This is a genomic window from Bacillus sp. FSL M8-0063 (assembly GCF_038005545.1).
Lineage (GTDB): Bacteria > Bacillota > Bacilli > Bacillales > Bacillaceae_G > Bacillus_A > Bacillus_A wiedmannii.
This window is the reverse complement of the sequence record NZ_JBBOTJ010000001.1, coordinates 2,498,884-2,512,544: the sequence shown is the minus strand read 5'-3', so window position 1 is coordinate 2,512,544 and position 13,661 is coordinate 2,498,884. Positions and strand designations below refer to the sequence as shown.

Annotated in this window: 13 protein-coding genes and 2 pseudogenes; 10 read left to right on the top strand and 5 right to left on the bottom strand. The window is 34.9% G+C overall.

Annotation, left to right across the window (positions count from 1 at the left end):
• Nucleotides 1–78 precede the first annotated feature (78 nt).
• The 4 genes from MKX31_RS12695 to lsrB are packed head-to-tail and all read left to right on the top strand — an operon-like array spanning nucleotide 79 to nucleotide 4,536.
• Entirely contained in the window at nucleotides 79–1,560 is a 1,482-nt protein-coding gene (locus MKX31_RS12695) for a sugar ABC transporter ATP-binding protein (RefSeq protein ID WP_098111880.1), read from the top strand.
• Nucleotides 1,557–2,510, top strand: coding sequence for an ABC transporter permease subunit (locus MKX31_RS12690; protein WP_064475619.1), 954 nt, complete (start codon nucleotides 1,557–1,559; stop codon nucleotides 2,508–2,510). The genes MKX31_RS12695 and MKX31_RS12690 overlap by 4 nt, the downstream gene beginning before the upstream one ends.
• Nucleotides 2,507–3,496 carry an ABC transporter permease gene (locus MKX31_RS12685; RefSeq protein WP_064475618.1) on the top strand — a complete coding sequence of 330 codons (990 nt, stop codon included), beginning with the start codon at nucleotides 2,507–2,509 and terminating at the stop codon, nucleotides 3,494–3,496. The genes MKX31_RS12690 and MKX31_RS12685 overlap by 4 nt, the downstream gene beginning before the upstream one ends.
• The gene (lsrB, locus tag MKX31_RS12680) at nucleotides 3,493–4,536 is read left to right on the top strand and encodes an autoinducer 2 ABC transporter substrate-binding protein LsrB (RefSeq protein ID WP_064475617.1); all 1,044 of its coding nucleotides are present in this window, start codon (nucleotides 3,493–3,495) and stop codon (nucleotides 4,534–4,536) included. The genes MKX31_RS12685 and lsrB overlap by 4 nt, the downstream gene beginning before the upstream one ends.
• Nucleotides 4,537–4,582: 46 nt before the next feature.
• Here the strand turns inward: lsrB and MKX31_RS12675 are convergent, their stop codons facing one another.
• The gene (locus MKX31_RS12675; RefSeq protein ID WP_340980938.1) at nucleotides 4,583–6,085 is read right to left on the bottom strand and encodes a malate:quinone oxidoreductase; all 1,503 of its coding nucleotides are present in this window, start codon (nucleotides 6,083–6,085) and stop codon (nucleotides 4,583–4,585) included.
• Between the two features lie 425 nt (nucleotides 6,086–6,510).
• Between MKX31_RS12675 and MKX31_RS12670 the strand changes: the two genes are divergently transcribed.
• Nucleotides 6,511–7,512, top strand: coding sequence for a DUF2332 domain-containing protein (locus MKX31_RS12670; RefSeq protein ID WP_240368884.1), 1,002 nt, complete (start codon nucleotides 6,511–6,513; stop codon nucleotides 7,510–7,512).
• Between the two features lie 8 nt (nucleotides 7,513–7,520).
• On the opposite strand, the pseudogene MKX31_RS12665 reads toward MKX31_RS12670, so the two are convergent.
• Nucleotides 7,521–7,805: pseudogene (locus MKX31_RS12665) on the bottom strand (hypothetical protein); the annotation flags it as partial.
• A 280-nt stretch (nucleotides 7,806–8,085) separates the two neighbouring features.
• Nucleotides 8,086–8,571 (bottom strand): GNAT family N-acetyltransferase, encoded by a 486-nt coding sequence (locus MKX31_RS12660; RefSeq protein WP_340980937.1) that lies wholly within the window; start codon nucleotides 8,569–8,571, stop codon nucleotides 8,086–8,088.
• Between the two features lie 180 nt (nucleotides 8,572–8,751).
• Here MKX31_RS12660 and MKX31_RS12655 point away from each other — a divergent pair, with 180 nt between their 5' ends.
• Together MKX31_RS12655 and entB are read left to right on the top strand one after the other, a co-directional pair.
• The gene (locus tag MKX31_RS12655) at nucleotides 8,752–9,243 is read left to right on the top strand and encodes a nitroreductase (RefSeq protein WP_340980936.1); all 492 of its coding nucleotides are present in this window, start codon (nucleotides 8,752–8,754) and stop codon (nucleotides 9,241–9,243) included.
• Nucleotides 9,244–9,443: 200 nt separating this feature from the next.
• Nucleotides 9,444–10,910 (top strand): cell wall-binding protein EntB, encoded by a 1,467-nt coding sequence (gene entB, locus MKX31_RS12650; protein ID WP_340980935.1) that lies wholly within the window; start codon nucleotides 9,444–9,446, stop codon nucleotides 10,908–10,910.
• Between the two features lie 108 nt (nucleotides 10,911–11,018).
• On the opposite strand, the gene MKX31_RS12645 is transcribed toward entB, so the two are convergent.
• Nucleotides 11,019–11,543, bottom strand: coding sequence for a kinase (locus tag MKX31_RS12645; RefSeq protein ID WP_064475613.1), 525 nt, complete (start codon nucleotides 11,541–11,543; stop codon nucleotides 11,019–11,021).
• A 100-nt stretch (nucleotides 11,544–11,643) separates the two neighbouring features.
• Between MKX31_RS12645 and MKX31_RS12640 the strand changes: the two genes are divergently transcribed.
• The 3 genes and pseudogenes from MKX31_RS12640 to MKX31_RS12630 all read left to right on the top strand — a co-directional run bounded on the left by MKX31_RS12640 (nucleotide 11,644) and on the right by MKX31_RS12630 (nucleotide 13,042).
• Nucleotides 11,644–11,949: a YfzA family protein gene (locus tag MKX31_RS12640; protein ID WP_098101506.1), complete on the top strand. Its 306-nt coding sequence runs from the start codon at nucleotides 11,644–11,646 to the stop codon at nucleotides 11,947–11,949.
• Between the two features lie 13 nt (nucleotides 11,950–11,962).
• Nucleotides 11,963–12,496: pseudogene (locus MKX31_RS12635) on the top strand (GNAT family N-acetyltransferase); the annotation flags it as partial.
• Nucleotides 12,497–12,511: 15 nt separating this feature from the next.
• The gene (locus MKX31_RS12630; protein ID WP_064475973.1) at nucleotides 12,512–13,042 is read left to right on the top strand and encodes a cysteine hydrolase family protein; all 531 of its coding nucleotides are present in this window, start codon (nucleotides 12,512–12,514) and stop codon (nucleotides 13,040–13,042) included.
• A 123-nt stretch (nucleotides 13,043–13,165) separates the two neighbouring features.
• Here MKX31_RS12630 and MKX31_RS12625 read toward each other — a convergent pair whose 3' ends face one another.
• Nucleotides 13,166–13,609, bottom strand: coding sequence for a YndM family protein (locus tag MKX31_RS12625; RefSeq protein WP_098101510.1), 444 nt, complete (start codon nucleotides 13,607–13,609; stop codon nucleotides 13,166–13,168).
• Nucleotides 13,610–13,661 lie beyond the last annotated feature (52 nt).

Genomic DNA, 13,661 nt, shown 5'->3' with positions numbered 1-13,661 from the left:
ATATACAATGCTACAAAACAAGTAGAACAAATAATCATTTTCTCAAAAAATGTTCTGCATAAAGGCAGGTGACATCATGTGGAGAAAGTGCCCTTATTACAAGTAAAAAAAATGAGTAAGTCGTTTTCAAATCAACTTGTACTAAAAGAAGTGAATTTACAAGTAGAGTGTGGAGATATATACGCTTTAGTTGGGGGAAATGGTGCTGGAAAATCAACATTAATGAAAATATTAACGGGTTTATATTCGTATGATAGTGGAGAAATGTATGTAAAAGGAATGAGGAAACAGTTTTCAAATCCATCAGAAGCACACCGAAATAGTATGTATTTAATACCACAAGAACCGCTCATTTTCCCGCATATGACCATTGAAGAAAATATATGTATCGGACTAAAAGGAAAGAAAAAGGAATTAAAAGTAAAAATCAAGCAATTGATTAACAGTTTAGGATGGGGGATTGATCTTAAAGAACTAGGGGGATCACTATCCGTTGCGCAGCAACAATTAGTAGAAATCGTTAGGGGATTAATAAGAGAAGCCGAGATTCTGATTTTAGATGAGCCAACATCGACATTAACAACTCACGAAATGAAGAATCTTTTTGTGCTGATGAAAAGTTTGCAAGAAAAAGGAATTGGGATGATATATATTACGCATCGCTTTCCAGAAATCTTTGAAATTGCTAATAAAGTGGCGATATTACGAGATGGAATGATTGTAAGCCAAGGGGATGTATGTGACTATACATATGACATGTTGATGGAGGGATTATTGCCAAAAGGGTATAAACAAGAAGAGAAAAGAGAAATAGTGCGAAAGTCAAAAGAAACGAAAAAAATATTAGAAGTAACTGATGTAACGAGTCATGCATTCGAAAACATTTCATTCACTGTACATACTGGTGAGATTGTAGGTATTGCTGGCATTGTTGGATCAGGTAGAACTGAATTAGCAGAAGCGATTTTTGGATTGAAATCTATAAAATCAGGTTCTATTTTATTAGAAGGAAAATCAATTGATTCATACTCTTTGCATAAAAGACTAAGCGAAGGACTAGTTTATGTGCCAGAGGATAGAGCAAGAAATGGTATTTTTTCAATTGCATCGGTTAAAGAAAATATGACTGCAGCAAGTTTACATCAAAATAGTCGTTTTTTCATTAACCAAGAAAAAGAAAGCGCTTTAGTGAAGTCGTATATAGAACAGTTTCGAATTGTTGCACGAAGTATGGATGAAGTACTAGCATCTTTATCAGGAGGTAATCAGCAAAAAGTCGTGCTTGCAAAATATCTTGCGTGTAATCCGAAAATTATTATTCTTGATGAACCGACTCGCGGAATTGATGCGAAAGCAAGGCTTGAAGTATATGAAACGATAGAAAAAATGAAAAGGGAAGGACTCGCAATATTATTAATCTCTTCAGATATTGAAGAAATTGTTCAATTAGTAAACCGTGTATATGTAATGCGAAATGGACAATTTGTTTCTCATCTGGAGAAAGAACAAATAAATGTAGAAGAAGTTACACGTCTAGCATATGGAGGTGTAACGGAATGAAACGTATGTATAAAATGCACGAAACCTCTATCATACTGTTATTACTAATTTACATTGCCATTGTCGGAATGATAAATCCAAGTTTCGTTCAGCTTAACTCGTTATCTTTAATGATGAAATCAAGCGTTATTTTAGTCGTGCTAGCAATTGGCCAATCGTTCGTCTTATTTACGAAAAATATAGACGTATCAGTTGGTTCAATTATGGGATTAAGCGCAGCGGTTTGCGGGATGTTGTTATCGGATGGATATAATGCATTCTTGTCTATTACAGCTGCTATTTTACTTGGAGCTATTATCGGGTTCGCAAACGGGATTGGCGTTGCAAAGTTTCGGGTACCAGCTATTATCATGACATTAGGTATGTTAGGGGTCATTAGAGGTGCGATGTTAATTTTCACAGGCGGAAAGTGGATTGAAGATATACCAAACGATTTTAAGCAACTGTCATCTATCGTCATACTTGGTTTGCCGATAATTGTATGGGTTGTTCTTATTATTTTACTACTACTATACTTTTTTTTAAGGAAAGTGCCATTCGGAAGATACTTTTATGCGGTAGGTGATAATGAAGATGGCGCGAGACTCATTGGTATACCTGTTAATAAAGTAAAGATATATGCGTTTATTATATCGGGTATAAGCGCTGCACTCGCTGGTTGTATATTTGTTATGAATATCGGGTTCGTTCCAAATCAAACAGGAACAGGGATAGAATTACAGGTTATCGCAGCTGCGGTACTTGGAGGAATTCATTTAAAAGGAGGAACGGGTTCTATAGTTGGAGCTGCATTAGGAGCTTTATTTTTAGAGGTGATAAGTAGTTCACTCGTCTTTTTAAAAATACCAGCATTTTGGAATAATGCTATTTCAGGTTTTTTATTATTACTAATCGTCATATTAGATAGTGTTATGAAAAAGTGGAAGGCAGAAAGGAGGATGAATCTATGAAGTATTTATACAGATGGGAAGGTGTTCTAATTGTATTACTTCTTATAGAATTCATTCTCTTTAGTTTTGTAAGTAGTGATTTCTTAAATATTAGTAATCTCCTTTTTAGTACAAATGATTTCCTATTTATAGCAATCGCGGCGATACCAATGACTTTCGTTATTGTAACAGGAGGAATTGACGTATCGGTTGGCTCAATAATGGGGCTTACTTCAATCTTGATCGGTGTGCTTTGGATGAACGGAATACCTATTTTGTTTGCTGTCATAATAGCCCTAATAATTAGTTGCTTAGCAGGAGCTTTAAACGGAATTATTATAAAAAGGACAGATGTAGAGCCACTTGTCGTTACACTCGGAACGATGTTTTTATACGGCGGAATTGCACTCGTTATTTCAGGAGGGGCAGGTACTTCAGGATATGAAGGGATAAGTGGTATACCTGAAGCATTTGTACAACTGGCAAATGGTAGTTTTATAGGGATACCGAATTTATTATGGATACTAATCGTATTAACAGTTTTATGTACTTTATTATTTCACCGAACTGTATATGGGCGCCACGTAAAATTAACAGGAGCGAACGAAAACGCAGCAAAATACACCGGGATCAAAACGAAAAAAGTAGTTATCATCGCTTACATACTTTCCGGATTAGGAGGTGGATTAGGTGGCACCTTCTTAACTGCATATTTCGGTTCCGCACGTGCAGATATGGGGAGTGAAACGATTTTACCAATTATTACAGCAGTCTTATTAGGCGGGACACTTATTACAGGGGGAAAAGGAAGCATTATCGGTACCGTACTGGCGAGTATTTTTATAGGGGTAATGCAGTATGGCTTGCAAATGACGGGTTTAACAAATGAACAATCCAACGTAGTAATTGGTATTATTCTTATTCTTTCAGTAATTATGAGACATTTCAAATTACATCAATTCACACCGTGGAAAAGAAAGAACTTGCATAAGGGGGAAATGTCATGAAGAGAAAACTAGGGATTGTATTCATTGTATGCATTTGTTTAATCGGTTTAATAGCTTGTTCTAGCCAAACGGCAGATAAGAAAAAAGCAGATGATGTGAAATTTGCATTCATTCCGAAACTAACTGGAGTTGGCTTCTTTACATCGGGCGGTGAAGGAGCAAAAGAGATGGGAGATAAGCTAGGCGTACAAGTGAAATATGATGGGCCGTCTGAAGCAAGCGTATCAGGCCAAGTGAAATATATAAACAATTTTATTAACCAAAACTATGATGCACTTATGGTCTCTTCTACTTCAGTAGATGGACTATCACAATCACTGCAACGTGCTAAGGAAAAAGGGATGACGGTGTTAACATGGGACTCAGATGTGAATCCGAAAGACCGTTCATTTTATATAAGCCAAGGTACACCAGACCAACTTGCTAATTTATTAATTGAAATGACTTCCAAACAAATTGGTGATAAAGGAAAAGTAGCATTCTTTTATTCTAGCCCGACTGTAACGGATCAAAACCAATGGGTAACGAAAGCGAAAGAAATTATTAAAAAGAAATATCCAAACTGGGAAATTGTAACGACGCAGTACGGTGAAAATAATGCGCAAAAATCTTTATCAGTAGGGGAAAACATATTAAAAACGTATCCTGATATTAATGCGGTTATTTGCCCAGATGCAACAGCACTTCCGGCAATGGCACAAGCAGCTGAAAACTTAAAAATGGATAAAAAAGTAGCCGTAACTGGCTTCTCTACACCAAACGTTATGCGTGATTACGTAAAACGAGGAACGGTACAACAATTTGGATTATGGGATGTAAAACAGCAAGGCGCACTCGCTACGTATGTTGCAAATGAAATCGTTGTAAAAGGGAAGAAGTTAAAAGTAGGGGATAGCTTTGAAGTAAAAGGAATCGGAACAGTGAAAGTAGAGCCAAATTCCATCCAAGGTTATGATTATGAAGCAGAAGGAAATGGAATTATTGTATTGCCAGAACGAGTTGTATTTACGAAAGAGAATATTGATAAATATAATTTTTAGTAACAAAAAAACGTCCGAATATATCGGACGTTTTTTAATTTCTTCTTTAATTATGAACCGTTTCTTTTTCATTTAATCCAAGCGTACGACCAGTAGAAGTGTGAAGGTCTTGGAACAATCTTGGATTTTCAGTTAGTGAAATGCCGTAAGAAGGGATCATTTCTTTTATTTTTCCTTCCCATTCTACCATACGACTTGGGAAACATTTTTCTAATACTTCAAGCATGACGTGAACAGCAGTAGAAGCACCTGGTGAAGCGCCTAGTAATGCAGCGATTGAACCGTCAGCTGCACTTACAACTTCTGTACCGAATTGAAGTGTGCCTTTACCGCCAGCATCAGTGTCTTTAATTACTTGCACACGTTGCCCAGCAACTACAATATCCCAGTCATCACTTTTCGCGTTCGGAATGAATTCGCGTAATTCTTCCATACGTTTTTCGTGCGATAACATAACTTGCTGAATTAAGTATTTTGTTAGTCCCATTTCTTTTACACCAGCTGCTAACATCGTTAAGACGTTATTTGGTTTTACAGAGCCAATTAAGTCAAGGTTTGAGCCAGTTTTTAAGAACTTAGGAGAGAACCCTGCGAACGGTCCAAATAGTAAAGCTTTTTTATTGTCTATATATCTCGTATCAAGGTGAGGAACAGACATTGGCGGAGCGCCAACCTTAGCTTTACCGTATACTTTTGCATGATGTTGCTCTACAACTTTTTGGTTTTTACATACCATAAATAGTCCGCTTACTGGGAATCCACCGATATGTTTTGATTCAGGAATGCCAGTCTTTTGAAGTAGAGGTAGACTACCACCACCGCCGCCGATAAAGACGAATTTTGCAGTATGATGCTCAATTTTACCACTATTCATATCGTGTACTTTCACTTCCCACAAACCATTCTTCGTACGTTTAATATTTTCGACACTATGTTTGTAGTTTAGCTCGACATTTTTCGTTTGTAAGTAATCAAACAACATACGAGTTAATGCACCGAAGTTAACGTCTGTTCCAGAGTCAATCTTCGTTGCAGCCATTGGTTCGTTAGGTGTACGTCCTTCCATAATGAGTGGAAGCCATTTTTTTAATGTTTCAGGAGCATCGGAAAATTCCATTCCTTGAAACAGTGGATTTTTTGAAAGCGCTTCAAAACGGTTTTTTAGAAACTCAACATTTTTTTCGCCTTGTACTAAACTCATATGAGGTAGAGGCATAATAAAATCTTGTGGATTACGAATTAATTTGCTTTTTACAAGATATGCCCAAAATTGTCTTGAAAGCTGGAATTGCTCATTCACTTTTACAGCCTTACTAATATCTATAGATCCGTCAGATTTTTCGGAAGTATAGTTCAGTTCGCATAGCGCAGAATGCCCTGTACCTGCATTATTCCATTCATTAGAGCTTTCTTCCCCGGCACTTGCGAGTTTTTCAAAAACTTTAATTTTCCATTCAGGTGCTAATTCTTTTAGTAATGAGCCTAACGTTGCACTCATAATTCCTGCACCAATTAAGATAACGTCTGTTTTTTGCTGCATGTTGCTCATGATAATCTCTCCATCCCCTATATTGGCAAAAAAGAGTAGGTGTTTTTTTATCTAAGCCGTAAATTGAAAACACCGCCTAGGCCCCACCTAGGTGTATACCTTTTTTGTCTCAATTATATAACCATCTCATACTCTATTATAATAATTAATAGACTAAAATATCTAGTGTTATCTGATAATTTTAAACTATTTAACGTTTTATTCGCCAAAAATCTTATTTAACAAGCTCTTTTAAGGTGATAAATAGAAAAAAATCACAGTTCGAAATTATCTCGAAAAAGCTTACGTATCGTATAATGGGTAGAAAGGATACCTTATTATGGAATTTTATCCCCTAATAATAGTATGATTATTCTGTGAAATAAAAAGGAGTGATACCAATGCGTACACAAGAACAAATCGCAAACTTATTTTGAAATTTTTCAATAAAGGAATGTAAAGGGTCAAGTGACTTATATGAATACTTATCAATAAAAATTGCTGAAGATGAGGAAGTACTAACACTATCTTCCTATGCTCAAGCAGGTCAACCAGTCCCAAACTTACTATTAGGAGCCGTACATTATTTATTACTAACAGGGAAAGAACATCATGTAAAAACGTATTATAGTAGCTTAGTTGAAAATGCTAATACGGATTTAGATCAAGCTTTTGATCATTTTAAAGATTTCTGTAAAACGTACCGAGAAGAAATCATTACTTTGTTACAAACAAAACTTGTTCAAACGAATGAAGTAAGGCGATGTGCGTACTTATACCCAAGTTTCTGTTACATATTTAATAAAGTGAAAAAGCCATTAGCGTTAATTGAAATTGGGACAAGTTCTGGATTACAACTGTTCTGGGACCAATATAGCTATTCGTACGGAACAGATGAAACATACGGAAATATAAATTCAAATGTACATGTAACTTCTGAAATAAGAGGGGAAAATGCGCCTCATTTTCTAAAAGACAGTCCAACTGTCGTTGAAAGAATCGGACTAGACTTACATGTAAATGATTTACATAGTGATGAAGATTATTTATGGCTACGTGCACTCATTTGGCCAGAACATAAAGAAAGACTTGAAATGTTTGACCAAGCAGCATCTTTAGTGAAAAATGAATCTGTCCAATTGATAGAAGGAGACGGTGTGGAGCTATTGCCATCTATTATTGAACAAATAAGTGATGATGCTGTAATCTGTATTTTCCATACACACGTCGCAAATCAAATACCTGAACAAGTAAAACATAAATTAGAAAAACAAGTGCAAGAAATCGGCGCAAAACGTGATGTATTCCACCTTTATAACAACATGTGGGATCGTGACCTTCATATTGATTATTATATTAACGGTAACGAATATCGTGAAACGGTTGGGGAAACAGAAGGGCATGGGAGATGGTTTAGTTGGAAGCTTGGGAAAGAAACGTTTTGTTAAAGTGATTTTTTTTGTCTTCTTATCTCAAATATTCTCTTATATTCTTCTTCCTCAGAATAATCCTCAAATTCATCTTCATTTAATGGGTATCTTTTTTGAGGTTTATTAAATAAACACCATTTTGATTCGATATTAATATATAATTGTCCGTCATACTCAACAGGGTCGTGAAAGTTTGTGAAATGAATCTTTATAGCGCCTGGAGAAATTCCAAATTGTAATCCATCAACTTGTGATCCGATGAAGAGATTTTTTAACGCTTTTTCAGCGTGACATTTATCCTCTTTATTCATTTTTGAAATTCACCTCTTTTTTTAATATATATTATATTCTTATTGTAATAAATAAATTTTTATGTAAAATGAACTTTTTGCAGAAAACGGGCGAATATAGTGTGAAAGGTTATGAGAGGAGAATGTAATTTTGGATGAAGTACAATTAAGAGAATGGCTGTATAAATGGTAGTATGTTCTCTAAAAAAGAGCTTGAGAAAGTTTTACTTTCGATGATTGAATAGGACGTAATATGTAAAGAGATGCTACTTTTAGTTTAAGAGTAGCATTTCTTATTTTGTTAAATATATGTACTAAAAATCTCCCCAGGCAATCCATCAATCTCACAAACTTTCTCAGATGTAAAACCGACATTTAGTAAAATTTTTCGAGAGGGGATGTTATTTGGATCGATAATTGCTTTTAGAACGATTACATCTGTCTGTTCCGCATTATGCATTAATTCTTTTGCGATTGGACTACCATATCTTTTTCCCCAGTGCTCTGGCAAAATCATATATCCAATTTCAGCTTCTTTAACATTATCCTCGTTTACCGTAACATGTCCAAGACCAATATATTCATTTGTAATAGAATCATATACTTTATAAGAGCCGAATAGTTGATGGTTTTCATTGCACTTTAACAGCTTTGTAAAGTCATTTTTTGCTTCATCTAACGGAATAGCGCGTTCGGTAATTTGCGCCATTACTTCTTCATTTGAAACGAGCTGGAAATATAAATTGAAATCTGTTGGTTCAAATTTATTAAAATATAGTTTCTTCATAATAACTCCTCCAAACTAATTTTTAATGTTCTTCAGAAAAGTTTAATGATACGTAAATCATAATTTCAATTATAAAAGATTATTAAAGGTAATTATTAATTTTTGGTTAGTAACGTACATACAATGTGTAATTAAGTGCGTGCACTATGGAGTGAATGCAGAAAAGGGTGAATGAAGCATATGAATCCATTTGAGCAAATGATGTACGTTGGTGTCATTATGTCTATTGTACTATCCGTAATGATTTTAGGATCTTTATATTATAATCCCCGTCTTTCTTTAACTGAATATCCGAAAGATATTCAAAAGGTAGTTTTTCCAAAATCGATTTATGAAAAGAAGCAAACAATCTACTTTAATATTGCATATAATGCTATTCTTTTCGGTACGCCTGTCGTTTCTACATATATACTACATAAACATGAAAAATTATTATATGTTGATGCCTATTTACATACTTTTGGTATTTTAATGATTTTCAATTTAGTAGATTTGTTTATAATTGATTGGCTAATCTTTTGCTGGATTACCCCGAGATTTGTTGTTATTCCTAGTACAGAAGGGATGAAGGGTTATAAAGATTATAAGTTTCATTTAAGAGGGGCTATAGTCGGAACAAAATTATTAGCAATTGTAAGTTTATTTTTGGCGGGAATTGCGACAACTATTTAGTATGAAAAGTTTATAAAAGATGAGGAGATTGATAATGTATAGAATTAGAATTGAGAATTTGATAATATTGAAGTAGGAAGTTTTAAAAACAGTATATTAAGCGGTAATAATATACTATTGCAAATGTTTTGATACACTGTGAAATTTCCTGATTTTATGGAAATTTTTCATAGAATACAAAAAACGTAATGGAGGCTAATATGAAAAAAGTAATTGGCGCAGCAACAGCAACTGTTTTTGGATTGGGGGCTTTTACCACAACTGCTATCGCAGAAACGATCGTAACAGCAGATGTACTCAATGTACGTGAAAAACCGACTACGGAATCAAAAGTTGTCGAAAAAGTAAAGGAGGGACAAGAGTTAAAAGTAATAAATACCGAAGATGGATGGTCCAAAATTGATTTAAACGGTAAAGAAGTGTTTGTTAGTTCGGAGTTTACAAAAGATGTGTATCATGTAACAGCGAATTTGTTAAATGTTCGTTCTGATGCGAATACAGAATCAGAAATTCTTGGCAGACTGAAAAAAGATGATGTTATTGAATCAACGCATCAAGTAAAAGACGGATGGCTGCAATTTGAGTATAAAGGAAAAACAGCCTATGCAAATGTTTCTTTCCTATCAAGTACAGCCCCAGTTGAAAAAAAAGCTGAAGAGAAAACGAAGAAAGTAGCGAAAGTACAAAAAACGGTTAAAGCTAAAGAAGAAGTTAAAACACAAAAGATAGTAAAGCCTAAGGAAGAAGTGAAAGTACAAGAAGTAGTAAAGCCTAAGGAAGAAGTGAAAGTACAAGAAGTAGTAAAGCCTAAGGAAGAAGCGAAAATACAAGAAGTAGTAAAGCCTAAGGAAGAAGTAAAAGTACAAGAAGTAGTAAAGCCTAAGGAAGAAGCGAAAGTACAAGAAGTAGTAAAGCCTAAAGAAGAAGTGAAAGTACAAGAAGTAGTAAAGCCTAAAGAAGAAGAGAAAGCCCAAGAAATAGCGAAGGCTAAGGAAGAAGAGAAAGCCCAAGAAATAGCGAAGGCTAAGGAAGAAGAGAAAGCCCAAGAAATAGCGAAGGCTAAGGAAGAAGAGAAAGCCCAAGAAATAGCGAAGGCTAAGGAAGAAGAGAAAGCCCAAGAAATAGCGAAGGCTAAGGAAGAAGAGAAAGCCCAAGAAATAGCGAAGGCTAAAGAAGAAGAGAAAGCCCAAGAAATAGCGAAGGCTAAAGAAGAAGAGAAAGCCCAAGAAATAGCGAAGGCTAAGGAAGAAGCAAAAGCCCAAGAGATAGCAAGGGCTAAGGAAGAGGCAAAAGCAAGAGAAATAGCCAAGGCTAAGGAAGAAGCGAAAGCAAGAGAAGAGTCTAAAAATAACACGCAGGCTGCTAAGCGTGAATTAACGGTAGTAGCGACTGCATATACTGCGGATCCAAGTGAAAATGGTACATATGGTGGACGCGTTTTAACTGCGATGGGGCATGATTTAACGGCTAATCCGAATATGAGAATTATCGCAGTAGATCCGAAAGTAATCCCATTAGGATCTAAAGTATGGGTAGAAGGTTATGGCGAAGCAATTGCTGGTGATACTGGAAGTGCTATTAAAGGAAATCGTATTGATGTTTTAATGGGTTCAAAAAGTAAAGCTATGAATTGGGGAAGACAAACTGTTAAAGTTAAAATTCTTTAATCGATATAGTTATCTAGATAGAAGTCAGTTCTCTTTATTGAGACTGGCTTTTATTTTTGTGAAAGTAAAATACAAAGTGCATAAAGAAAATAAGACTAACAGATTATGTTAGTCTTGTTTTTTGATTGCAACATCAGTAAGAATTGCATCAAATATATCTTTTTGCGTGAAGTTATCTGTAAAAATAGTTTCTCTAGTAACTTCAATTGTATCGTGCGGATTATACCATTTTTGTAGGGAATCCTCACCAAATTCATGCCGTTTGTCCCTTGTAGTATGTCGTCGAATCGTTTCTTTTAACGATAAATCAAAGTAATATGTATAGACGTTTCCTTCAAAAAAATGTATTAATTCTTTCAACATTTCACCGTATCTACGACTGTTTAAAATGCCTTCTAAAATAACAAATTCACATTTTCCTTTTCCGTATTTTGTAATTTCAAATAGTAAATCATGTGATAAATTACCCATCGTATCATGTACCCTAAGCATATCTCTACGTACAACATCTTGTGATACGAAAAGTGTACCTTTTCCGAAATGTTCTTGTAGTTGCTTTGCGATTGTTGTTTTACCACTTGCGGAGTTTCCTCTAAGAATGATTAATGTTGATTTAAGGATAGGATTAGACATAATGTATTCCCCCAGCACGAATGATTATATAGAAAATTTTAACAAATAAACCGTGAAAAGTGTATAATTAATAGGATGGAAGTAAAAAGGTGGGAGCTAGATGGAACATAAATTAAATAAGGCGCAGCCGATTTTGAAACGGACATGGTTTCGCTATCTAGGGGCATTTATTATTGTTCAATTGTTGTTTATTATTTGTGAGGTTACTGGATGGGCACCAAATTTTAAACCAAGTGGGGAATTTTTAAGTAGAATTTTACATTCCAAATTTTTTACGGAATGGTTCACTCCATATGAAATCCCTCATTTTAATTTGTTTACTGCTCTTTTTATGATTACATTGTTACCATACGTACTAATAGGTGCAATGAAAGATTTTAAAAAAAGAAAAAATATAAATAATTAAAAAGAGGTACTATATGCTATTTCAAAAAGATAATATATCGATTAGATACGTAATAGAAGAGGATGCACCAATCATTTCAAAATGGTTAACAGACCCAAAAGTTCTACAGTATTACGAAGGGCGAGATAATCCGCAATCTGTAGAAATGGTACTGGATCATTTTATACATAATCCAAATAGTCATGAAAAAAGATGCTTAATAGAGTTTGATGATATGCCAATCGGTTATATTCAAATGTATCCAGTTGATTCTGAGTGGAAAACATTATATGGCTATGAAGAATCACAAAATGTATGGGGAATGGATCAATTTATCGGAGAACCGAATTATTGGGGAAAAGGAATTGGAACGAAACTCGTTCAGGCAGCAATTACTTATATTATGGAGAACACGGGAGCAGAAGCAATCGCGATGGATCCGAAAGTAAATAATGGACGTGCGATAAAATGTTATGAAAAATGCGGCTTTAAAAAAGTGAAGATATTAAAGGAACATGAGCTGCATGAGGGGAAATTAGAAGATTGTTGGATGATAGAATACAAACAAAGGGAGCTGCGCGAAATGAAAAAAGCTTTAATAGTAATTGATGTGCAAGCAGGTATGTATACAGCAGGAATGCCAGTACATAATGGGGAAAAGTTTTTAGAAATATTGCAAGAGCTTATTGGGGAATGTCGTTCAAATGATATTCCAGTTATTTTTGTACAGCATAACGGGCCAAAAGATCATCCGTTAGAAAAAGGTACAGCTGGTTGGAAAGTGCATGAGGTAATTGCCCCGCAAGAAGGGGACAGTATCATTGAAAAGACGACGCCAGATTCATTCTATAAGACGAACTTAAATGAAGTATTACAAGAAAAAGGCATTGAACACGTTATTATTTCAGGAATGCAAACAGAGTACTGTGTGGATACGACAACGCGAAGAGCGTTTAGTGAAGGGTATAAAGTAACGTTAGTGAGTGATGCACATAGTACGTTTCATACAGACGTGTTACGTGCGGAAGACATTGTAAAGCATCATAATGTAGTGTTTGGAGCGTTTGCTAATGTTGTTGCGTTAAAAGATTTGAAAGTGACTGCCTCTAAATAAGAGGCAGTTTTTTATTATAAGAACGATATCTTGAAAACATCGTTCTTATAATTTCACGTACCATAATGAATACATAAAAAAGGAGCACCACATAATTAAAAAGGGCGCTCCTGCATCAAAATGTCATTTCTTCTTATTCTTATCTTTATCCAATATATTCTGCTCTTCAGCAAATTCCGTACCATATGCAAAGCGGCGATTAATATGAATGTTATCATTTTGGTGCCTTGTGTGTGAGTTAGAAAAGCGATGAACGATTACTTCAGATAATGTAAAGACAGTAGCGGAAAGGAAACTACCCCATGCAATTTGCATGTAATTGTCTAATAAAATATTACCGAAAATCCATACGCTTAAATACGTTAGTAAGAAATCCGACATAATGGCACCGGTATTGCCTATTCGGTTTAATATGATTTTATCGACGAACATATAGGATACGATTGTAACAAAGAGACTAAATGAAATAATTTGGACGAACGTTGCAGGGAAAAATAAAGCGAGTCCGATACTAAATGCGATAATGCACGATATAAACTTAATAAGAACTACAGTAAAACCATTCAATATTTACACCTCCGATTTATACATAGTTTTACAATAAATTTAGGAGTTCATA

Bases quoted from the DNA above. Each gene is read 5' to 3' on its own strand.
- MKX31_RS12690 (WP_064475619.1), top strand. From the start codon at position 1,557: ATGAAACGTATGTATAAAATGCACGAAACCTCTATCATACTGTTATTA.
- MKX31_RS12685 (WP_064475618.1), top strand. From the start codon at position 2,507: ATGAAGTATTTATACAGATGGGAAGGTGTTCTAATTGTATTACTTCTT.
- lsrB (WP_064475617.1), top strand. From the start codon at position 3,493: ATGAAGAGAAAACTAGGGATTGTATTCATTGTATGCATTTGTTTAATC.
- MKX31_RS12675 (WP_340980938.1), bottom strand. From the start codon at position 6,085: ATGAGCAACATGCAGCAAAAAACAGACGTTATCTTAATTGGTGCAGGA.
- MKX31_RS12660 (WP_340980937.1), bottom strand. From the start codon at position 8,571: ATGAAGAAACTATATTTTAATAAATTTGAACCAACAGATTTCAATTTA.
- MKX31_RS12655 (WP_340980936.1), top strand. From the start codon at position 8,752: ATGAATCCATTTGAGCAAATGATGTACGTTGGTGTCATTATGTCTATT.
- entB (WP_340980935.1), top strand. From the start codon at position 9,444: ATGAAAAAAGTAATTGGCGCAGCAACAGCAACTGTTTTTGGATTGGGG.
- MKX31_RS12645 (WP_064475613.1), bottom strand. From the start codon at position 11,543: ATGTCTAATCCTATCCTTAAATCAACATTAATCATTCTTAGAGGAAAC.
- MKX31_RS12640 (WP_098101506.1), top strand. From the start codon at position 11,644: ATGGAACATAAATTAAATAAGGCGCAGCCGATTTTGAAACGGACATGG.
- MKX31_RS12630 (WP_064475973.1), top strand. From the start codon at position 12,512: ATGAAAAAAGCTTTAATAGTAATTGATGTGCAAGCAGGTATGTATACA.